Below are 19,930 nucleotides of genomic sequence, written 5' to 3' on the forward strand. Positions count from 1 at the left end.
CTCAGAAAAACACGCCCTCACGCAGCCATTTGGTGGCCACCCATTTCTCCCCTTCCCGCACGGGCGCACCGCCGTGCAGGGTCAGGGTTTGAGGCTGCGGCCGGTCGTAGCTGAAGAAGACCGCATTGCCCTTGACCGGCAGCACGTCGAGGCCGATGTCCGGGAAGATGGTGGCGCCGCCCGCCCCCGGCGTGTTGAGGTACATCACCAGCGTGCCGACGCGCTGACCGCCGCGCTTGAGGATGGCCGGCGTGCTGCTCATGCCGGGGTCGAAATAGTCGTAATGCGGCAAATACTCGGCACCAGGGCGGTAACGCAGCACCTGCAGGCCTTCGCCGTGATCGACCGGCCAGTTGATCAGGGCCGCCAGGCGCGCCTCGATGCGGCGGATCAGCTCGTTCTCACCGCGCTCGAAGAACATGCCCTCGCTGGTGCGGGCCGCGTTGACCTCGCTGCCGCTGTCCTTGGCCGCCACGGTTTCCGAACGCGCCAGGCGCGCCTCGGATTGGGCCACCATGGCATCGCACTCTTCATCCGACAGCAGGCCGCCGAACACCACCACGCGCGGATGCCGCAGGCTCAGCAGCACCTGCACCTCGCGGTCACCAACCCGGATCACCGGGCGCCCAGCACTGAGATCGGGCTCGGGCACCGCGCTGCCAGCGGCCGCATCGCGCACCGCCTGGCTGATGGCGGGACTGGCGGCCATGGGCTGCACCAGGGAAGGGTCCAGCGTCTGCGCCAAGGCCGTGGCCGCCACCGAGGCATCCCAGCCACTGCTTTGCATGGCAGCCAGCAATTGCTCCTGGCTGCAGCCCTGGGCCAGCTGGGCGCCGATCCAATGGCGCAGCTCGGCGGTGATCAGTTGTTGTGCACTCATGGTGAAGCGAGGGACAAGAGGAAGAGGAACGAAAAACGATCAGTCGACCAGGCGACGGCGGAACACCAGACGCTCGGCCGTGGACACCTCGGCATGGTAGCGGTAGCCGTCGAGATTGAAGTCCAGCAGACCGGCCGGCGTATCCACGCCTTCGGTGATGGCAAAGCGCGCCATCAGGCCCCGCGCGCGCTTGGCGAAGAAGCTGATGATCTTGTACTGGCCGTTCTTCCAGTCCTCGAACACGCACTCCAGCACCCGCGGCTGCAAGGCCTTGCGATCGGCCGCCTTGAAATACTCCTGCGAGGCCAGGTTGACGATCACCGGCACCTGGCTGGAGGCCGCGCGCGCGTTGAGGTGCTCGGCCAGTCGGTCGCCCCAGAACTGGTAAAGATTGCTGCCGCGCGGATTGGCCAGGCGCGTGCCCATCTCCAGCCGGTAGGGCTGCATCAAATCCATGGGGCGCAGCACGCCGTACAGGCCCGAGAGGATGGCCACATGGGCTTGCGCCCATTGCAGCTGCTCGGCATTCAAGGTCTTGGCCTGCAGGCCATCGTAGACATCGCCGTCAAAGGCCAGCACAGCCGGCTTGCTGTTCTTCTCGGTGAAGCGGGGGCGCCAGGCCTGATAACGGGCCACATTGAGCTCGGACAAAGCCTCGGACAGGTCCATCAGGCGGGCGATATCGGCCGGCGTCTGGGTCTTGAGCACCTGGATCAATTCACTCGACTGGGCGGTGAACTGGGGCTGGCTGATCAGCGGCTTGAGGGCATCGGGAACCGGGGTTTCGTAGTCCAGCGACTTGGCGGGAGAGAGCAGGTAAAGCATGGCCGGTATTCTCGCCCAGCCATCGTGACAGGCCAGGCAGCCGGGCATGAAAAAGCCCGCCGAGGCCTCTCGCCTGGGCGGGCTGCGCAAGCCTTGCCTTGGCCTGCGACGCTTGGCTTACTTGGCCAGCAGCTGGTTCACCGCCGACACATCCTCCGGCTTGAGCTGGCCCGAGGCCTGTCGCAGCTTGAGGCTGGTCATGACCACGTCGTAGCGCGCCTTGGCCAGGTTTTGCTGGGTGTTGAAGAGCTGGGTCTGGGCATTGAGCACGTCCAGATTGACCCGCACGCCCACCTTGTAGCCCAGCTGCGTGGCTTCCAGCGCCAGTTTGGACGAGGACTCGGCCGCTTCCAGCGCCTTGACCTGGGCGGTCAGCGACTGCACGCCGAAGAAGGCGCGCTTGGTGCCTTCGGACACGGCGCGGCGCGCGTAGTCGAGGTCGTTGCGCGACTTCTGTTCCAAGGCCAGGGTTTCCTTGATGCGGTTTTGCGTGGCGCCGCCGGTGTAGAGCGGCAGGCTCAGGGTCACACCCAGGCTGGCATTGTGGGTCGTGCCCTTGAGCTGAGCACCCGCGCCGCGTGCATTGACGGTGCCCAGGCTGCCGTTGAGATCGAGCGTCACGCCTTCGGCGGCGCGGGCCTTGTCGATTTCGATCTTGGCCGAATCCAGGCCCAGGCGGGCCTTGCGCACCAGGGGGTGCTGCTCTTCGGCCTGCGCCACCCAGGGGTCCACGGTCAGCGGCGTCACGGCCGGCAGGGCCACGGGCACGGCCAGGGGCTTGGGCGTCACGCCGTTGCGACCGACCAGCTGATCCAGGGTCACGCTCTTGATGCGCAGGTCGTTCTCGGCCGCGATCTCGGTGGCCAGGGCCAGGTCGTAGCGGGCTTGCGCTTCGCGGGTGTCGGTGATGGTCTGGGTGCCGACTTCGAAATTGCGCTTGGCCGAGGCCAGTTGCTCGGAAATCATGGCCTTGCTGGCGCGGGCGGTGCCCAGCGCATCTTGCGCGCCCAGCACATCAAAGTAGGCCTGGGCCACGCGCACGATCAGATCCTGCTCGGCGGTTTCCAGATCGGCCTGGGCCACGGTCAGGCCCAGCTGGGCCTGCGAGATGGTCAGCTGGTTGCTGCGGTTGTAGAGCGCGTACTTGCCCTGCAGGCCGGCACTCAGCGAGGTGGCGCCGACACGGCTGAAGTTCGGCGGATCGGTCTCATCACGCTTGGCCGTGACGCCCAAACCCAGGCTGGGGCGGGCCAGGGCGTCGGCCTGGGCGGCCTTGTACTGGGCGGAATCGGCCAGGGCGCGGGCGGACAGGTACTGGGCATCGAATGCGCGGGCCGCGTCGTAGAGCTCCTGCAGGCTTTGCGCCTGGGCGCCGCCGGCCATCAACAAGGCCAGGGCCATGCCGATGCGGCTCAGGGCACGGCCCGGGTTGGAGGAGGAGTGGCGCGAATTCATTGCACGGGGGTCACGCATGAGCTTCCTTGTCAGCGATTAGCTTTTTGATTCCTGAGCCGCGATCCTAGCGGGATGCGCACTTGTTGGGTTTGGTCATCAGTAGCGGGGCACACCAGGGTCGACCTGCAAGGACCACGCATCAATGCCACCGGCGAGGTTATAGACGGAATCGAAGCCCTGGCGCTGCAGAAATGCGACGACTTGCAGACTTCTCATGCCGTGATGGCAATAACAGACGATGGACTGCAAGCGGTCCAACTCGTCCAGGCGCTCGGGCAGCTGGCCCATGGGGATCAGGCAGCTGGCCACCCCTTCGATGTCGATCCGGGCCAGCGCCGCTTCCCAGGGCTCACGCACATCGAGCAACAAGGGCGCCGCCAGCCCCGAAGCTGGCGCCGCCCCAGGTGCGTTGCGCGCACAGAGCTCGCGCAGATCGGTGACGCTCAGAGAAGGCAGCATCTCAGTGCAGGCACTCAGAACTGGAAGCTGCTGCGCTCGGCAAAGCCTTGCAGGCGCGGGGCCACGGTGTCGAAGAGCTCGGTCGTGCGGTAGTTCTTGTCGTCCACGCGGGTGATCAGCTGGGCGCGCATCACCGGCTCCTCGCCGACGATGGCTGCCAGACGGCCGCCGACCTTGAGCTGAGCCAGCAGTGCCGACGGCACCTCGGCCACCGAACCCGAGAGCAGGATCACATCAAACGGGGCTTCCTTGGCCAGGCCTTGCGAGCCGTCTTGCTCCAGGACCGTGACATTCAGCACGCCAGCGCGCTTGAGGTTGAGCGTGGCCTGGGCGGCCAGCTCGGGGTTGATTTCCAGGCTCAGCACGCGCTGGGCGCGGTGGCCCAGCAGCGCGGCCATGAAGCCGCTGCCGGTGCCGACTTCCAGCACCTTCTCATGGCGCGCCACCTTCAGCTCTTGCAGCAGGCGGGCCTCGACGCGCGGGGCCAGCATGCGCTGACCACCGGCCAGGGCCACTTCGGTGTCCATGAAGGCCAGGCCCTTGCTGGCCGGCGGCACGAAATCTTCGCGCTTGACCACGGCCAGCAGCTGCAGCACGCCAGCGTCCAGCACGTCCCAGGGGCGGATCTGCTGTTCGATCATGTTGAAGCGGGCTTGTTCGATGTTCATCTCAGTCAGTCTTTCCGTGTTGTGCTGTCAATCCGCGGCGGCGGCGTCGGCCGTGCCCGGTACAGCGGGAATTCTATTTCCTGTCCAGCGCCGTTTCGCCCAGCCGGCCAGATCGTCCAGATAGCAATAGATCACCGGCACCACCACCAGGGTCAGCAGCGAGGAGGTGATCACCCCGCCAATCACCGCCTGCCCCATGGGCGCGCGCTGCTCGGAGCCTTCGGTCAGCGCAAAAGCCAAAGGCACCATGCCGAAGACCATGGCCAGGGTGGTCATCAGAATCGGCCGCAGCCGCACATGGGCCGCATGCAGCAAGGCCGCCTCGCGCTCCATGGGTTCCTGATCCACCCCGTTGCCATGCTGGCCGGCCCGCGAGCGGATGGCGAAGTCGATCAACAGAATCGCATTCTTGGTCACCAGCCCCATCAGCATGACGATGCCGATGACGCTGAACATATTGAGCGTGGAGCGGAACAAGAGCAGGGCCAGGAACACACCCACCAGGGTCAGTGGCAGCGAGCTCATCAGCGCCAGCGGCTGCAAAAAGCTCTTGAACTGGCTGGCCAGAATCATGTAGATGAAGACCACGGCCAGGCCCAGGGCGCCCACGGCGTACTGGAAGGACTCGTTCATGTTCTTGGTCGAGCCACCAAAGCTGTAGCGGTAGCCGGGCGGGAAGGCGGTCTCGTCCAGCACCTTCTTGATGTCGGCCGACACCTCACCCGAGCTGCGCCCCAGGGCGTTGGCGTCGATGGTGATCTCGCGCGCCATATCGCGGCGGTTGATCTGGTTGGGCCCGGTCGAGGGGCGCACCTCGGCCAGCTGGGAAAGCGCCATCACCCGCGGCGCGCCGTCCGAGGCCGCCGGCAGATTGATGGGCATGCGCTGCAAGTCGGCCAGGGAGTCGCGGCTTTGTGGCCCCAAGCGGACCAGCACGTCGTAGTTCTCACCGTCCGAGGCGCGCCAGTTGCCCACCGTGGTGCCAGCCAGCAAGGTGCGCAACGTGCCCGCCAGGGCATTGACGTTGAGGCCGGCATCGGCCGCCACATCGCGCTTGACCTCGACCGAGACGGTCGGCTTGTTGGGCTTGAGCGTGGTGTCCAGGTCGACCAGGCCGGGGATCTTCTGCAGCCGCGCCACCACCTGCTTGGAGATGCGCTCCAGCTCGCCCAGATCGCTGCCCTGGATGGAAAACTGCAGGCTCTTGCCGCCGCCCAGATCGGTCTGGCCGATGTTGGTGACGGTGATGCCGGGCACAGTGGCCAGGCGCTGGCGCATCGGCTCGGCCAGATCGGCCACGCTGCGCTGACGGTCCTTGCGGTCGACCAGGCGCACGTAGATGGCACCGTAGATCTTGCCGGCGGCAAAGCCGCTGTTGATGGTGGCCACGGTGTAGCGCACCTCGGGCAGCTCGCGCAGCAAGGCGTCGATCTGCTTGGCGCGCGCCTCGGTCACCTCCAGGGCCGAGCCCACGGGCGTGTAGAAATTGATCTGCGTCTCGGACAGGTCGGCCTTGGGCACAAACTCCTTGCCCACGCCGGCCAGCAACACAAAGCTGGACAAAAAGGTCGCCAGCGCGATCAGCAGGGTTGCGCCCTTGTGGCGCAGCGACCAGGCCAGGATGCGCTGGTAGCCCGCCGACAGCCAGTTGGTGAAGCGATCGACCGCGCCGGTCAGGCGGCCCAGGGTCTTGTCGTACAGCGTCACCGGCGGCCCCCGGTGCACGCCATGCGCCTGCGGGTCATGCCAGACGCTGGACAGCATCGGGTCCAGGGTGAAGCTGACGAACATGGAGATCAGCACCGCCGCGACGATGGTGATGCCGAACTCATGGAAGAACTTGCCGACGATGCCGCCCATGAAGCCGATGGGCAGGAACACCGCGACGATGGACAAGGTGGTGGCCAGCACCGCCAAGCCGATCTCGGCCGTGCCGTCCAGCGCCGCCTGGCGCGGCGTGGCGCCCATCTGCACATGGCGCACGATGTTCTCGCGCACGACGATGGCGTCGTCGATCAACAAGCCCACGCACAGGCTGAGCGCCATCATGGTGATGTTGTTGATGGTGAAGCCGAAGGCGTACATGAACAGAAAGGTACCGATCAAGGCGATCGGCAGGGTCAGGCCGGTGATGACGGTCGAACGCCAGCTGTTCAGGAACAGGAACACGATCAGGATGGTCAGGGCCGCACCCTCGAACAGCGTGCGTTTGACATTGGCCACCGAGACGCGGATCGCGCGCGAGTTGTCGCGGTTGACCTCGACCTTGACGCCCGGCGGGGTCAGGTCTTGCGCTTCTTTGAGCGCGCGCTGCAAGCCATCCACCACCTCGATGGTGTTCTCGCCCTGGCTCTTCTGCACGCTCAGCAGCACCGTGCGCTGGCCGTTGTAGAGCGCCAGGCTCTCCACCTCCTGCGGGCCGTCCACCACATCGGCCACCTGCCAGAGCTTGACCGAGGCGCCGCCCTTGCGCGCCACCACGATGTCGCGGAAATCCTCGGGCCGCTTGAGCCGGGCATTGATCTGCACCACCCGCTCCTGCTCCAGCGAGCGCAGATTGCCCATGGGCAGCTCCTGGTTCTCGCTCCGCACGGCGGCCAGCACCTGGTCCACCGTGATGCCCAGCGCCTCCATGGCCTGCGGGCGCAGCTGCAGCTGGATCTGGCGCTGCAAGCCGCCCACCACGCTGACCGAGCCCACGCCGCGCACATTCTCCAGGCGCTTTTGCAGCACCTGCGTGGCCCAGGTGGTCAGCTCCTGGGTGTTCTTCTTGCCGTCTTCCGAGAGGATGGCCACATTGAAGATGGGCGTGCTCTGCGGGTCGAAGCGTGAAATGCGCGGGTCCTTGACCTCGTCGCGCAACAGCGGCCGCATCAGGGCCACTTTCTCGCGCACATCCTCGGCGGCCTTGCGGCCGTCGACATCGAGGTTGAACTCGATGATGACCACCGAGCTGCCCTCATACGAGCGCGAAGTCAGGGCATTGATGCCGGCCACCGTGTTGACGGCCTCCTCCACCTTCTTGGTGACTTCGCTCTCGACGATCTCGGGCGAAGCGCCCGGATAGTCCATCTGCACCACCACGGTGGGGAAGTCGATATTGGGGAACTGATCGACCGACAGGCGCTGGTAGCTGAACAGGCCCAGCACGACAAAAGCCAGCATGACCATGACGGCCATGACGGGGTTCTGGATGGAAACGCGGGTGAACCACATGGCGGCGGCCCGATCAGCGTGAGGCCGCTGAAGACGCTACAGCCGGTAAAGCCGGTACAGCTGGCGCAGCGGCCAAGCTCACCGCCGTGCCCTCCGGCACCTGGCCGGCCGACAAGGACAGCAGCAGCGCGCCGTCCGCCACGCCCGAGCGCAGCTCCTGCACCGCCACGCCGCGGCCCTGGATCAGCGCCTCGCCGCTGGCGCCCAGCTCCACCGTCTGGGCCTTGACCCGGCCATCAGCGATCTGCAGCACATAGGGCTTGGCCTTGTCCAGACGCAGGCTGGAGGCCGGCGCGACCAGGGCCTCACGTTCGTCCAGCAAGATGCGGCCGCGGGCAAACATGCCCTGGCGCAAGCCCGGCCGGCCCTCCAGGCGCAGGTAGACCATGACCGAGCGCGAGCCGCTCTGCGTGGCCGGGTTGATGCGTGCCACCGTGGCCGGCACTGGCTCGGCCAGGCCCTCCACCTGCAGCTGGGCCGCTGCGCCCGGCTTGAGGCCGACGCTGAGCTCGGGCGCCACGGCCGCTTCCAGCTCCAGCTGGCTCAGGTTGACGATTTCCAGCACCCGCGCATCCAAGGGCAGGCGCTCGCCCGGCTGGGCCAGGCGCTGCGCCACCTGGCCGGCAATCGGCGAGACCAGCTGGGCATCTGCCCGCGCCTTGCGGGCCAGGCCCACGGCGGCCTCGGCCGCTTGCAGGGTGGCACGGGCTCCGGCCGCACTGGCACTGGCGGTCTCCATGGCGGTGGAAGAAATAAAGCCCTGGGCCACCAGGGCGCGGTTGTTGTCGAGGTTGCGCTGCGCGATGTCCAGCTGCGATTTGGCGGCGGCGGCGTTCTCCTGGGCCTGGCGCAGGCGCAGGTCCACTTCGACCGGGTCGATCTGGCCCAGGGCCTGGCCAGCGCGCACGCTGTCGCCCTCGCGCACATCCAGGCGCTGCAGCTCACCGGCGACTTTAGCCTTGATCACCACCGACTCGCGGGCTTTCAAGCTGCCGCTAAGTTCCAGGGTTTGCGCAAAACGCAGGCGCTGCACCCGCGCCAGGTCGATCTCGGCCAGGGCCAGGGACACCGGCGCCTTGCTGGCTGCAGCCGGGGCAGATGCTGAAGCGGACGACCCCGCGGACCCACGCCCCTTCATCCAGGAGCCCGCCAGGCCCAGCAACACCAAGACACCCAGCACGGGAACGGCGATCTTCAACCAAAGCTTCATGCGATGAACACTCTTCTTTTCAGGCCTGATGCGGCCAGGACGCGCCAGGGGATGAACACAACAAGCGCCGCGCGCAAAGACAGCGGGCCCGAAGCGCCCTGCCCGCACACGCACTCATGTCGGACAAGCCACAGCCGGCGCCAGGAGCCCGCGCAGCATCAGATCAAGCTGCACTTCCAGGACCGCGGCGGGCTCGATTGTGGGCCCGCCACAGGCACAGGCCGCGAAGGAATGTTGGTAAAGAATCATGTGCAGGATGGGCCCGATCAGCACATGCACCGTCGCTTCCACCGGCACCGGGCGGAACTCGCCGCGCGCCACGCCGCGCTCGATCAGCCCCACCAGCAGGGCCTGGATGGGCAGGATCACCTCCTCGGTGTAGAAGGCCGCCAGCTCCGGGAAGTTGCGCGCCTCGGCCACCATGATCTTGGCGATGCCGCCGGCCGTGCTCTGCCCCACACGCTGCCACCAGGCCTGCAGCACCTGGCCCAAAAGCTCGGCCACGGGGCCCTGGTGCAGGGCACTGAGCGCGGCGGCCTCGTGAATCTGGGCCACCAGGCACTCGCGCACCACGGCCTTGAACAAATCCTGCTTGCTCGGGTAGTAAAGATAGAGCGTGCCTTTGGAGACGCCCGCGCGGGCCGCCACTTCCTCGGTGCGGGTCGCGGCAAAGCCTTTTTCCACGAACAACTCGAGCGCCGCGGCCAGCAGTTCCTGCGGACGCGATTGCTTGCGGCGCTGGCGCGCAGCCGGGCTCACCACGGCTGGCTCGGAACGCGAAACAGGAGGCGAAGATGGCGCAGCCATGGGGTGTAAACAGAGCGTTACTGACCAATGGGTCAGCAATATAGGCGGCGGCATCGAGCCAGGTCAATCGGGGCCGGCGAGCGGCACGCTCAGCGGGCCGTCATGACCCACCAGCTATCATCCGGCCCGTTTTTCCGACATTTTTGAGACTTTTAGCGACAGAGGGAGTGCCCTGCGTGGACATCGTTTTGCTGATCAAGGCCGCCATCATGGGCATCGTCGAGGGGCTGACCGAGTTCCTACCCATCTCGTCCACAGGCCATTTGATCCTGGCCGGCGCTTTGCTGGGCTTCGACGATGCCAAGAGCAAGGTCTTCGACATCGCCATCCAGACCGGCGCCATCTTCGCCGTCATCCTGGTCTACTGGCAACGTCTGCGTGAAGTGGCCACCGGCCTGGGCTCGGATGCCCGCGCCCGTCGCTTCACCCTCAATGTCGCCATAGGCTTTTTGCCGGCCGTGATCCTGGGCCTGCTGTTTGGCAAGGCCATCAAGGCGCATCTGTTCACGCCCACCGTGGTGGCCAGCACCTTCATCATCGGCGGCTTCATCATCCTCTGGGCCGAGCGCCGTCAACAAGCGGCCGTGCGCATCGCCCATGTGGACGATATGACGTCGCTGGACGCGCTCAAGGTCGGCCTGATCCAGTGTCTGGCCATGGTGCCGGGCACCAGCCGCTCGGGCTCCACCATCATCGGCGGCATGCTCATGGGCCTGTCGCGCAAGGCCGCAACCGATTTCTCCTTCTTCCTGGCCATCCCGACCCTGATCGGCGCCGGCGCCTACAGCCTGCTCAAGGAGCGCGCCCTGCTCAGCATGGACGATGTGCCCATGTTCGCGGTCGGCCTGCTGTTCTCCTTCATCAGCGCCTGGATCTGCGTGCGCTGGCTGCTGCGCTACATCTCCAGCCACAGCTTTGTGCCCTTCGCCTACTACCGCATCGTGTTCGGCGTGATCGTGCTGGTCACCTCTTACTTCGGCATCATCGTCTGGAAGGACTGAGCCCGACTCCGCTTCCAGCGGCTCCAGGCGCGACACAGCACCCACATCAGGCCCAGCACGCCCAGCCAGGCGCCATAGCAAACCCACAGCGAGGGCGCATAGCCGGCCGGCATGTGCGCCCCGTCGCTGGGCAAGGCGCCGTAGCGCAGCCAGTACCAGGCGCCCGCCAGCCCATGGATCAGGGCGATGTGCAACAGGTAGAAGAACTGCGCGTGGCGGCCGAACAGCATCAGCGCTGCGGGTGGCTGCAAGCGCCCACCCTCCATCGCGCGCTCCAGAAGGGCCAGCGCAGCCAAGGTGAAGGCCCCGGTGATGGCCAGGTAGAGCAGCGAGGGCGGGTATTTGTGCACGTCGATGAAGGCCAGGGCCTCGTGCCAGAACGGCCGCCCCTGGGCCACCCAGGGATGCGGGTCGCCGTAAAGACCCGTGGCACGCAGCAGCACAAAGCCCAACAGCAAGCCCAGGGCCGCCCGCAGCAGAAAGCGTTGACGCGGCGCCGCCGGCGCGCGCAGCAGCGGCCCGAGCGCATAGCCGGCCGCCATCCAGCCGATCCAGGGCATCAGCGGATACACCACCATCACCCCCGGCCCGGCGGCGGCCGGCTTGAAGTAGCCACCCTGGTGCCAGAGCATGAAGGCCCAGCTGGCGCCCTCGTCATGCCAGGCATCGAGCAGGTTGTGCGGCAGGATCAGGCCGGCGGCCACGGCGATCACGGCCCAGCGCGGCAGCCAGATCAGCAGGCCCAGCGCCATCATGGACACACCGATGGCCCAGATCACCTGCAAGATCAGGGTCTCGAAACCAAACTGCCAGCTGAAGCTGACCCAGCTCAGCTCCAGCAGCACGAGCATGGCGCCGCGGCTCAGCAGATAGCGGCTCATGTCCGCGCGGCTGTGGCGCTGGCCGCGCAGCCAGGCCGACAGCCCCGCCAGCAGCACAAAGGTCGGCGCGCACAGATGCGTGATCCAGCGCGTCAAGAACCAGGCCGGGCTGCTCTGACTCAGATCCAGCGGGTTGAAGTTCAGGGGCGCGAAAAAGTCACGCGTGTGGTCCAGCGCCATCAGCGCCACCACCAGGCCGCGCAAGAGATCGATGGCACCGAGCCGGTGGGCCGAGGGCCGGGCACTCCGCTCCAGGGGGTCTGATCCTGCGCCGCCCGAGCCCGCTTCGCTTGCCTGTGTCATCCCTGCTGCCCCTCCCGCCCGTCGCCGCAGGCCCAACCCAGAACCGAGAGCCCGGACCCAAGAGCCCAGAACCAATTAGCCGCGATGGTAGGCAGGGCAAGCCGGCGGCGCAGCACGTAAAATCCCGCCCCATGACGATCACGATCAAATCCGGCGCCGACATCCCGGCCTTGCGCATTGCCGGGCGCCTGGCCTCCGAGGTGCTGGACATGCTGACCCCGCATGTCAAACCGGGCATCACCACCGAACAACTCGACAAGCTGGCGCATGACTACATCGTCAACGTCCAGCAGGCCATCCCCGCGCCGCTGAACTACACGCCGGCCGGCTACATCCCCTACCCCAAGTCCATCTGCACCTCGGTCAACCACCAGGTCTGCCACGGCATCCCCAATGACCGGGCGCTGAAGAACGGCGACATCGTCAACATCGACGTCACCGTCATCAAGGATGGCTGGCATGGCGACACCAGCCGCATGTTTGTGGTCGGCGAGGGCTCCATCGCCGCCAAGCGCCTGTGCGCCTTCACCTACGAGGCCATGTGGAAAGGAATCGCCAAGGTCAAGCCGGGCGCACGCCTGGGCGACATCGGCCATGCCATCCAGAGCTTTGCCGAGAGCAATGGCTTTTCCATCGTGCGCGAGTTCTGCGGCCACGGCATCGGCCAGGTCTTCCACGAAGAGCCGCAGGTGCTGCACTACGGCCGCCCTGGCACGCTGGAAGAGCTGGTGCCCGGCATGGTCTTCACCATCGAGCCCATGATCAACGCCGGCCGCCGCGAGATCAAGGAAACCGGCGATGGCTGGACCATCGTCACCAAGGACCGCTCCCTGTCCGCCCAGTGGGAACACACGCTGATGGTGACCGAGACCGGCTACGAGGTCTTCACCCTGTCCGAGGGCAGCCCCGCCCTGCCCGCCTTCATCAGCAGCACCCGCACCTGAGGGCGCCGCCATGGCCAGCAGCAGCAGCGCCAACCCTGTGGTCGAGCTGCGCCAGCAGCTCAAGAGCGGCAAGCAGGCGCTGATCGACGCCTTCCGCGCCGGCCCGCCCACGCAGCGCGCCGCCCAGCGCCTGCTGCGCCAGCTGGCGCGCCATGTCGACGGCATCCTGCAGCAGCTCTGGGCCCAGGCGGCCATGCCGCCGGGCTTCTGCCTGGTGGCCGTGGGCGGCTATGGCCGCGGCGAGCTCTTCCCCTTCTCCGATGTCGATGTGCTGCTGCTGCTGCCCGACGGCGTTGAGGCGCACCAGCCGGGCGCCGTCAAGCAAAGCATCGAGGCCTTCATCACCGCCTGCTGGGACATCGGTCTGGAGCTGGGCTCCTCGGTGCGCACCCTGGGCGAATGCCTGCAAGAGGCCGCCGGCGATGTGACGGTGCAGACCGCTCTGCTGGAAGCTCGCCCCCTGGCCGGCGCGCGGCCGCTGTTCAAGCAGCTGGTGCAGCGCCAGCACGAGCATCTGGATGTCAGCGCCTTCTTGCGCGCCAAGACACTGGAAGCGCAACAGCGCCACACCAAGTTCGACGACACGCCCTACTCGCTGGAACCCAACTGCAAGGAAAGCCCGGGCGGCCTGCGCGATCTGCAGGTGCTGATCTGGATCGCCCGCGCCGCTGGCCTGGGCCACACCTGGAAGGCCCTGGCCACGCGCGGCCTGATCACGGCCTTTGAGAGCCGCCAGCTGCAGCGCAACGAAGGCCTGCTCAAGCTGATCCGCGCGCGCCTGCATGCGGTGGCGGGGCGGCGCGAGGATCGCCTGGTTTTCGATCTGCAAACCGCCGTGGCCGAGAGCTTTGGCTATCAGTCCACCAAGGAACAGCGTGCCTCCGAGGTGCTGATGCGGCGCTTCTACTGGGCGGCCAAAGCCGTGACCCAGCTGAACCAGATCCTGCTGCTCAATCTGGAGGAGCAGATCAACGGCTCGCAACAAGGGCTGATGCGCCCCATCCCCGGCCACGAGGCGCAGTTCCTGGACCGGGCCGGCATGCTCGAGGTGGCCAGCGACGAGCTCTACCAGCGCGAGCCTCATGCCATCCTGCGCACCTTTCTGGTCTACCAGCAGACGCCCGGCATCAAGGGCCTGTCGGCCCGCACCCTGCGCGCGCTCTACAACGCCCGCGAGCAGATGGACGCGGCCTTCCGCCGCGACCCGGTGAACCGCGCCACCTTCATGCAGATCCTGCGCCAGCCCGAGGGGCAGACGCATGCCTTCCGGCTGATGAACCAGACCTCGGTGCTGGGCCGTTATCTCTGGGTGTTCCGCGGCATCGTCGGCCAGATGCAGCACGACCTGTTCCACGTCTACACCGTGGACCAGCACATCCTGATGGTGCTGCGCAATGTGCGCCGTTTCTTCATCCCCGAGCATGCGCACGAGTACGCCTTCTGCTCGCAGCTGGCCTCGCAGTGGGACAAGCCCGAGCTACTCTACATCGCCGCACTCTTCCACGATGTGGCCAAGGGCCGCGGCGGCGACCACTCCGACCTCGGCGCCGACGACGCGCGGCGCTTCTGCCGCGACCACGGCCTGAGCAAGGAAGACAGCGAGCTGGTGGTCTTCCTGGTGCGCCACCACCTGACCCACTCGCGCGTGGCGCAGAAAGAAGACCTCTCCGACCCCGAGGTGATCCAGAGTTATGTGGCCAAGGTCGGCGACGCCCGCCACCTGACCGCCCTCTACCTGCTGACCGTGGCCGACATCCGCGGCACCAGCCCCAAGGTCTGGAATGCCTGGAAGGGCAAGCTGCTGGAAGACCTCTACCGCTTGGCCCTGCGCGCCCTGGGCGGCGCCCAGCCCAATCTGGCTGCCGAGATCGAGGCGCGCAAGAACGAGGCCCGCCACAGCCTGGCCCTGCACTCCATGCTGCCCGGCACCGAGACCGCGCTTTGGGAGACCCTGGCCATCAGCTATTTCGCGCGCCACGAGGCGGGCGAGCTGGCCTGGCATGCGCGCTCGCTCTGGCGCCATGTTCAAACGGCCACGCCGGTGGTCCAGGCCCGGCCCTCGCCAATTGGCGAAGGTCTGCAGGTGCTGGTCTACGCGCCCGACCGCCAGGACCTGTTCGCCCGCATCTGCGGTTATTTCGACGGCGCCGGTTTCAACATCCTGGACGCCAAGGTGCACACCACCAAGCGCGGTTTCGCCCTGGACACCTTCCAGGTCATCAGCCCCGACTTGGAGCTCAACCACCGTGACCTCGTGCCCCTGGTGGAGAACAAGCTGAGCCAGGCGCTCAAGGCCGAGGGCCCGCTGCCCGAGCCGCGCCGTGGCCGACTCTCGCGCCGCGTCAAGAGCTTCCCCTACACCCCGCGCATTGCCCTGCGGCCCGACGAGCGCGGCCAGGCCTGGCTGCTGTCCATCAGCACCAGCGACCGCGCCGGCCTGCTCTACGCCATCGCCCGCGTGCTGGCCCGTCACGGCATCAATCTGCAGCTGGCCAAGATCTCCACCCTGGGCGAGCGGGTGGAAGACACCTTCCTCGTCGATGGCCCGGCCCTGCAGCACAACCGGGCACAGCTGCAGATCGAAAGTGAATTGCTCGACGCGGTGAGCCTGCCGGCTTGATACCCGGCGCACGCCGCTCCGCCGCGCCGCGCGCATGCAGACCTGCACCCGTGTTTGTCTTGATGGGCATCAAGGACCGCGACATGCGAGCATGTCATCATCTTCCCTGAGCTCGCACCGCACCCCATGCCCTTTCTGGACACCGAAAAAGCCCTGGCGCAGTCACGCAAATTTGGCGTGAAGCCCATCCCCGCCTTGCGCCCCCTGGGCTGGCTGGCCCGCGGCTGGCGCGACATCTGGCGTTGCCCGGGTGCCTCGCTGGCCCATGGCATGGCCATGGCCATCGCCGGCGCGGTGATCGTGCTGCTGGCGCGCCATCATTTCTGGCTGCTGGTCGGTGCCTTCAGCGGCTTCTTGCTGGTGGCCCCCATCCTGGCCACAGGCCTCTACGTGATCAGCCGTGATCTGGAGCTGGGCCGCTCACCCAACCTGCACACCGTGCTGCACACCTGGTGGCCGCGCGATGGGCGGCTGGTGGTGTTCGGCGTGCTGCTGGCCTTTGCCGGCACCGGCTGGGTGATGACCTCGGCCTCGCTGATCACCGGTTTCAGCGGCCACGCCATTCGCGAGCCGATTGATTTCATCCGCCATGTGGTGCTGAACGAAGAGACACCGTTGTTCGAAGCCTGGCTGGCCCTGGGCGCCCTGCTGGCTGCGCCGGTGTTTGCCTCCACCCTGGTCGCCGTGCCCCTGCTGCTGGACCGCGACATCGGCGTGCTCGGTGCTGTCTTCACCAGCTGGCGCGTGGTCATGGAGTACCCGGCACCGGTGGCCTTGTGGGCCGCCATCATCATGCTGCTGACCCTGCTGGGCATGGCCAGCTTCATGATCGGCCTGGTGCTGGTCGTGCCCTTGCTGGGCCATGCCAGCTGGCATGCCTACCGCGATCTGGTCAGCGTGCACGACTGAACGAACGCCAAACCACAGACGCCAAGACCGGACCGGACCGAAAGACACCAGGATGTTTGGATACAGCGAACAGGAGCTCGCCCAGTTTTGCCTCACCTGGGGCGTGGGCGGTTTCATGGCCTATATGGTGTTCATCATCCTGCAGCTGGCCCGCGAGTCCAAGGCCGGCCGCTTCGGCACCTTCATCCTGCTGCTGGGCCTGGGCTTCGGCCTGGTCGGTTTTCTGGCCAAGGGCGTGATCAAGTACTTCATGTCGGGCATCACCGGATGAGCTTGCGCGAGACCCTGAGCCGCAGCTTCCGCCACTCGCCGCTGGAGGATGTGCAGGCCATCGTCACCGGCACCTTGTTCGTGGCCCTGGGCGTGGCGCTGTTCAAGCAGGCCGGCATGCTGACCGGCGGCACGGTGGGCATCGCCTTCTTGCTGCACTACGCCTCGGGCCTGCCCTTCGGCGCCCTGTTCTTCTGCATCAATCTGCCGTTTTACTGGCTGGCCTACCGGCGCATGGGCCTGCCCTTCACCCTGCGCACCATCGCCGCGGTCAGCCTGATGGCCCTGCTGGCCGAGGTGCTGCCGCACTGGCTGAAATTCGCCGAGCTCAACATCTGGTTCGCCGCCATCACCGGCGGCCTCTTGATCGGCGCCGGCATGCTGATCCTGTTCCGCCACCGCGCCTCGCTGGGGGGGCTCAATGTGCTGGTGCTCTACCTGCAGGAAAAGCGCGGCTGGCGCGCCGGCTATGTGCAGGCCGGCCTCGATGGCCTGATCTTGCTCAGCGCCCTGGCCTTTGTCGCCCCCGAGCGCGTGGGCCTGTCCTTGGTCGGTATGGTGGCCATCAATGCGGCCCTGGCCATCAACCACCGACCCGGGCGCTACGTCGGCATGTCCTGAGCCTCGCCCGGGCTCAGTTGCTGAAATCGCCCAGCAGGCTGCTCAAGGTGGCCGCAGGGATCTCGGCATCGACCGGATAGGCCGGATGTTCACAGCCCACGGCGACCGAGGCGCCGGTGCGCAAGGCGTCGCGCTGCTCGGGGCTGAAATCGAATCGCAGAAAATGAATCGAGCTCACCGCCGCGGGCGCGGCCGGCGCGGCGCCATCGGGCGAGCCAGCTTTGGGCTCCGGCGGCATGTCCTCATTGGCCACGGCGTAGACCCGGCCCAGGCCTTGAATCTCCACGAAAAAGCGCTGCTCGACGCCGGCCAGCTGGGGCAACTCCTGCTCGCGCTGGCGGGCGTCGGCAAACTCGATCATCAGCGTGGCCCGCCAGTCGCTGCCGCGCGGTGCCAAGGCCGCGTAGAGCACGCGCTCGCGTTCCACATCCTCAGGGTCGACCAAGCGCTCGGCCAGCAAGACCTCCTGCAGCTGGTAGCGCAGGGTCTGCTCGCTCTCGAACTGCAGACGCATGTGCTCGCCCAGCAGCACCGATCGGCGCTGCCGGTGCTCCAGGATGTCCTCGTGGTGGGCTCGCCGGTAGTCGCTGTAAGCCTCGAGGCTCAACACGCTGTCTGCGCTGATGCTCATGAATCTCCTTCGCGCTCCACCATCTCTGGGCGCGACCGCATGGTAGCGCGCCAATCCAACGGCACGGCGGAGCTTGACCTCAGAGCAAGGCGCTGTACCAGCGCAGATCGAGCAGCTTGCGCGCCAGCTGGTGGCTGCGGCCTTGCGGATCGGCCAGGTCATGCAGGATGTCGAAGTGGTTGCAGCCGGCAATCTCCTCGCAGATGGGCACGGCGCGCCGGCCCCAGGCCTGGCGGATCAAGCGGTTCTGGCGCCGAAATTCCTCGCTCTCCTCGCTGCCGCAGACCGCATACAGCGGCGTGTCCGGTGCAGGGAAATGCACCGGACTGAGGCGCCGCACGCTGTCGGCATCGAGCTTCAAGTCGCCCTGCAGAAACGGCGTCTGCCGGATCGGGGCCAGGTCATGCAGGCCCGAGATCGAGAGCACACCCTTGACCAGATGGCGCGGCAGATCGGGCGCCACCGATTTCCAGTCGCAGCAGCTCAGCATGGCGGCCAGATGCGCCCCGGCCGAATGCCCGACCAGCACGATGCGGTTGGGATCGCCCCCATGCTGGGCGGCATGGCGCCAGACCCAGGCTAGGCTGTGCACCAGCTGCAGCGGAATGCGCTCCATGCTGACCGAGGGGCAGAGCGCGTAATTGGGCACCACCACCATCGCGCCCTCGTCGGTGAAGGCGCTGGCGACAAAGGAATGGTCCGATTTATCGAGGGCACGCCAGTAACCGCCGTGCAGAAACACCAGCACGGGCGCCTGCGCCGCTTCGGTCGGAAACACATCGAGCCGCTCGCTGGGCGCGGCGCCATAGGCGATGTCGAGGACGCAAGGTGCCTGATCCCGCACCAGCTGCGAGGCGCGCGTCCAACGATCGAGCAGCACCGCACTGTCGGGCACACGCGCCCGGTTGTTGTACTGGGCATCGAACCATTCGGCGCTGCGTCGAAGCATGGAGGAATCCTCAAAGAGCTGGGGCCTTGGCAGCATGCCAAGCCACTCCGGTGCTGTCCACTGCGACAGGCTTGCCCAGCCCCGCGAGACAGGCCTGGGAGCCTAACTGTCGGCATGGGCGCAACAGCGGGTGCAGGCCCAGGCACAAGCGGGCAAGAAAAAAGCCCAGCGAACTTTCGTTCACTGGGCTTGATCTGGTGGGCGGTGCAGGGTTCGAACCTGCGACCCCTGCCGTGTGAAGGCAGTGCTCTACCGCTGAGCTAACCGCCCGGTAATCTGAGGCGGGCGACGACGATCAGGATTCTTGGGTGGGCTCGATACGATTGCCGAGCTCCGTTCAAAAAACCTGGTGGGCGGTGCAGGGTTCGAACCTGCGACCCCTGCCGTGTGAAGGCAGTGCTCTACCGCTGAGCTAACCGCCCGGTTGTCTTGGTCGCCTGTGCGTCATTTGCTTGTCTTTCAACCTGCAAACTTCGCTAACCGGGAAGCCCTCTATTATGCCACGTGTTTTTGAAGCTCGGCAAGGTTTGCGCTGAAAAACTTCAAAAAGGCGACTGAGAAGCGGCTCAGACGCCGTCTTGCCAGACCCGCTTGCCGCCGCTGCTCTTGTCCAGCTCGCCCAGCACCTTGGTATGTGCGGCCAGCTCGGCCTCGTCGGCGCGCAACACAGGCAGCTCGAAGCTGCGCAGGTCCACCGCAGCCAGCTTGAACTCGGCCGAGTCGGTGTCCCCGCCGGCGTCGTCGATCAAGAGCGCGTCCTGGCCGCGCGTCATATTGATGTAGACGTCGGCCAGCAGCTCCGCATCGAGCAAAGCGCCGTGCAGCGTCCGGCCCGAGTTGTCCACTTCCAGGCGGCGGCACAGCGCGTCCAGGGAATTGGCCTTGCCCGGGAACATCTCGCGTGCCATCAGCAACGTGTCGCGCACGCTGCCGACGACATCTGTGATGGGCGGCTTGCGCAGGCGCTTCAGCTCGGCGTTGACGAAGCCGATGTCGAAGGGCGCGTTGTGAATGACCAGCTCGGCGCCAGCCAGGAACTCCAGCAACTCGTCGACGATTTCGGCGAACTTGGGCTTGTCGGCCAAAAAGGCCTCGGTCAGGCCGTGCACCCGCAGCGCGTCTTCATGGCTGGCCCGCTCGGGGTTGATGTAGAGGTGCAGGTTGTTGCCGGTCAGCTGGCGGTTGATCATCTCAACGCAGCCGATTTCGATGATGCGGTCACCGCCCTCGGCCAGCAGGCCGGTGGTTTCGGTGTCGAAGAAAATTTGACGCATGGGTCAG

18 protein-coding genes and 2 tRNA genes are annotated in these 19,930 nt (G+C 66.5%); 6 read left to right on the plus strand and 14 right to left on the minus strand.

Features of this window, described 5'->3' with window-relative positions; genetic code table 11:
- Position 1: 1 nt before the first annotated feature.
- From OOB33_RS18685 to OOB33_RS18720, 8 genes are all read right to left on the minus strand, one after another.
- Complete coding sequence (locus OOB33_RS18685; protein ID WP_271009749.1) at positions 2–880, minus strand: 2OG-Fe(II) oxygenase; 879 nt, start codon at positions 878–880, stop codon at positions 2–4.
- Positions 881–919: 39 nt separating this feature from the next.
- Complete coding sequence (gene yaaA, locus OOB33_RS18690) at positions 920–1,705, minus strand: peroxide stress protein YaaA (protein WP_271009750.1); 786 nt, start codon at positions 1,703–1,705, stop codon at positions 920–922.
- A 117-nt stretch (positions 1,706–1,822) separates the two neighbouring features.
- A complete protein-coding gene (locus tag OOB33_RS18695) occupies positions 1,823–3,178 on the minus strand; it encodes a TolC family outer membrane protein (protein WP_243392720.1) in 1,356 nt (451 codons plus the stop codon).
- Between the two features lie 78 nt (positions 3,179–3,256).
- On the minus strand, positions 3,257–3,619 hold the full coding sequence (locus tag OOB33_RS18700) for a rhodanese-like domain-containing protein (protein ID WP_271009751.1): 363 nt from the start codon (positions 3,617–3,619) through the stop codon (positions 3,257–3,259).
- A gap of 14 nt (positions 3,620–3,633) precedes the next feature.
- On the minus strand, positions 3,634–4,287 hold the full coding sequence (locus OOB33_RS18705; protein WP_271009752.1) for a protein-L-isoaspartate O-methyltransferase family protein: 654 nt from the start codon (positions 4,285–4,287) through the stop codon (positions 3,634–3,636).
- A 27-nt stretch (positions 4,288–4,314) separates the two neighbouring features.
- Positions 4,315–7,503, minus strand: coding sequence for an efflux RND transporter permease subunit (locus tag OOB33_RS18710; protein ID WP_271009753.1), 3,189 nt, complete (start codon positions 7,501–7,503; stop codon positions 4,315–4,317).
- 13 nt (positions 7,504–7,516) lie between these two features.
- Positions 7,517–8,713: an efflux RND transporter periplasmic adaptor subunit gene (locus tag OOB33_RS18715; RefSeq protein ID WP_271009754.1), complete on the minus strand. Its 1,197-nt coding sequence runs from the start codon at positions 8,711–8,713 to the stop codon at positions 7,517–7,519.
- 114 nt (positions 8,714–8,827) lie between these two features.
- Positions 8,828–9,472 carry a TetR/AcrR family transcriptional regulator gene (locus OOB33_RS18720; RefSeq protein WP_271009755.1) on the minus strand — a complete coding sequence of 215 codons (645 nt, stop codon included), beginning with the start codon at positions 9,470–9,472 and terminating at the stop codon, positions 8,828–8,830.
- 224 nt (positions 9,473–9,696) lie between these two features.
- Between OOB33_RS18720 and OOB33_RS18725 the strand changes: the two genes are divergently transcribed.
- A complete protein-coding gene (locus OOB33_RS18725; RefSeq protein ID WP_271009756.1) occupies positions 9,697–10,521 on the plus strand; it encodes an undecaprenyl-diphosphate phosphatase in 825 nt (274 codons plus the stop codon).
- Here the strand turns inward: OOB33_RS18725 and OOB33_RS18730 are convergent.
- Complete coding sequence (locus OOB33_RS18730) at positions 10,491–11,705, minus strand: DUF1624 domain-containing protein (RefSeq protein ID WP_271009757.1); 1,215 nt, start codon at positions 11,703–11,705, stop codon at positions 10,491–10,493. The two genes, OOB33_RS18725 and OOB33_RS18730, sit on opposite strands and share 31 nt — an antisense overlap.
- Before the next feature lie 131 nt (positions 11,706–11,836).
- On the opposite strand from OOB33_RS18730, the gene map reads away from it, so the two are divergent.
- From map to OOB33_RS18755, 5 genes are all read left to right on the plus strand, one after another.
- Positions 11,837–12,649 (plus strand): type I methionyl aminopeptidase, encoded by an 813-nt coding sequence (map, locus tag OOB33_RS18735; RefSeq protein ID WP_271009758.1) that lies wholly within the window; start codon positions 11,837–11,839, stop codon positions 12,647–12,649.
- Between the two features lie 10 nt (positions 12,650–12,659).
- On the plus strand, positions 12,660–15,269 hold the full coding sequence (locus OOB33_RS18740) for a [protein-PII] uridylyltransferase (protein ID WP_271009759.1): 2,610 nt from the start codon (positions 12,660–12,662) through the stop codon (positions 15,267–15,269).
- A gap of 126 nt (positions 15,270–15,395) precedes the next feature.
- Positions 15,396–16,178: a DUF2189 domain-containing protein gene (locus OOB33_RS18745; RefSeq protein WP_271009760.1), complete on the plus strand. Its 783-nt coding sequence runs from the start codon at positions 15,396–15,398 to the stop codon at positions 16,176–16,178.
- 52 nt (positions 16,179–16,230) lie between these two features.
- Positions 16,231–16,449 carry a DUF2788 domain-containing protein gene (locus tag OOB33_RS18750; protein ID WP_102767082.1) on the plus strand — a complete coding sequence of 73 codons (219 nt, stop codon included), beginning with the start codon at positions 16,231–16,233 and terminating at the stop codon, positions 16,447–16,449.
- Positions 16,446–17,069 (plus strand): YitT family protein, encoded by a 624-nt coding sequence (locus OOB33_RS18755; protein ID WP_102767083.1) that lies wholly within the window; start codon positions 16,446–16,448, stop codon positions 17,067–17,069. The genes OOB33_RS18750 and OOB33_RS18755 overlap by 4 nt, the downstream gene beginning before the upstream one ends.
- Before the next feature lie 13 nt (positions 17,070–17,082).
- Here the strand turns inward: OOB33_RS18755 and OOB33_RS18760 are convergent, their stop codons facing one another.
- The 5 genes from OOB33_RS18760 to dnaQ form a co-directional block, all read right to left on the minus strand.
- Positions 17,083–17,700: a DUF3501 family protein gene (locus OOB33_RS18760; protein WP_271009761.1), complete on the minus strand. Its 618-nt coding sequence runs from the start codon at positions 17,698–17,700 to the stop codon at positions 17,083–17,085.
- 79 nt (positions 17,701–17,779) lie between these two features.
- A complete protein-coding gene (locus OOB33_RS18765; RefSeq protein ID WP_271009762.1) occupies positions 17,780–18,649 on the minus strand; it encodes an alpha/beta hydrolase in 870 nt (289 codons plus the stop codon).
- Between the two features lie 195 nt (positions 18,650–18,844).
- A tRNA-Val gene (locus tag OOB33_RS18770) sits at positions 18,845–18,919 on the minus strand.
- 77 nt (positions 18,920–18,996) lie between these two features.
- Positions 18,997–19,071: transfer RNA gene (locus tag OOB33_RS18775), tRNA-Val, on the minus strand.
- A 144-nt stretch (positions 19,072–19,215) separates the two neighbouring features.
- Positions 19,216–19,923, minus strand: a complete 708-nt coding sequence (gene dnaQ / locus OOB33_RS18780) for a DNA polymerase III subunit epsilon (RefSeq protein ID WP_271009763.1) — start codon at positions 19,921–19,923, stop codon at positions 19,216–19,218.
- Positions 19,924–19,930: the final 7 nt, after the last annotated feature.

It is taken from the genome of Paucibacter sp. B51 (assembly GCF_027863535.1).
GTDB lineage: Bacteria > Pseudomonadota > Gammaproteobacteria > Burkholderiales > Burkholderiaceae_C > Paucibacter_A > Paucibacter_A aquatilis.

Excerpts from the sequence above, each read along its gene's own strand:
- OOB33_RS18755 (WP_102767083.1), top strand. The coding sequence starts at position 16,446 with ATGAGCTTGCGCGAGACCCTGAGCCGCAGCTTCCGCCACTCGCCGCTG.
- OOB33_RS18715 (WP_271009754.1), bottom strand. The coding sequence starts at position 8,713 with ATGAAGCTTTGGTTGAAGATCGCCGTTCCCGTGCTGGGTGTCTTGGTG.
- map (WP_271009758.1), top strand. The coding sequence starts at position 11,837 with ATGACGATCACGATCAAATCCGGCGCCGACATCCCGGCCTTGCGCATT.
- OOB33_RS18730 (WP_271009757.1), bottom strand. The coding sequence starts at position 11,705 with ATGACACAGGCAAGCGAAGCGGGCTCGGGCGGCGCAGGATCAGACCCC.
- OOB33_RS18695 (WP_243392720.1), bottom strand. The coding sequence starts at position 3,178 with ATGCGTGACCCCCGTGCAATGAATTCGCGCCACTCCTCCTCCAACCCG.
- OOB33_RS18710 (WP_271009753.1), bottom strand. The coding sequence starts at position 7,503 with ATGTGGTTCACCCGCGTTTCCATCCAGAACCCCGTCATGGCCGTCATG.
- yaaA (WP_271009750.1), bottom strand. The coding sequence starts at position 1,705 with ATGCTTTACCTGCTCTCTCCCGCCAAGTCGCTGGACTACGAAACCCCG.
- OOB33_RS18750 (WP_102767082.1), top strand. The coding sequence starts at position 16,231 with ATGTTTGGATACAGCGAACAGGAGCTCGCCCAGTTTTGCCTCACCTGG.
- OOB33_RS18745 (WP_271009760.1), top strand. The coding sequence starts at position 15,396 with ATGCCCTTTCTGGACACCGAAAAAGCCCTGGCGCAGTCACGCAAATTT.
- OOB33_RS18760 (WP_271009761.1), bottom strand. The coding sequence starts at position 17,700 with ATGAGCATCAGCGCAGACAGCGTGTTGAGCCTCGAGGCTTACAGCGAC.
- dnaQ (WP_271009763.1), bottom strand. The coding sequence starts at position 19,923 with ATGCGTCAAATTTTCTTCGACACCGAAACCACCGGCCTGCTGGCCGAG.
- OOB33_RS18700 (WP_271009751.1), bottom strand. The coding sequence starts at position 3,619 with ATGCTGCCTTCTCTGAGCGTCACCGATCTGCGCGAGCTCTGTGCGCGC.
- OOB33_RS18765 (WP_271009762.1), bottom strand. The coding sequence starts at position 18,649 with ATGCTTCGACGCAGCGCCGAATGGTTCGATGCCCAGTACAACAACCGG.
- OOB33_RS18740 (WP_271009759.1), top strand. The coding sequence starts at position 12,660 with ATGGCCAGCAGCAGCAGCGCCAACCCTGTGGTCGAGCTGCGCCAGCAG.
- OOB33_RS18685 (WP_271009749.1), bottom strand. The coding sequence starts at position 880 with ATGAGTGCACAACAACTGATCACCGCCGAGCTGCGCCATTGGATCGGC.
- OOB33_RS18705 (WP_271009752.1), bottom strand. The coding sequence starts at position 4,287 with ATGAACATCGAACAAGCCCGCTTCAACATGATCGAACAGCAGATCCGC.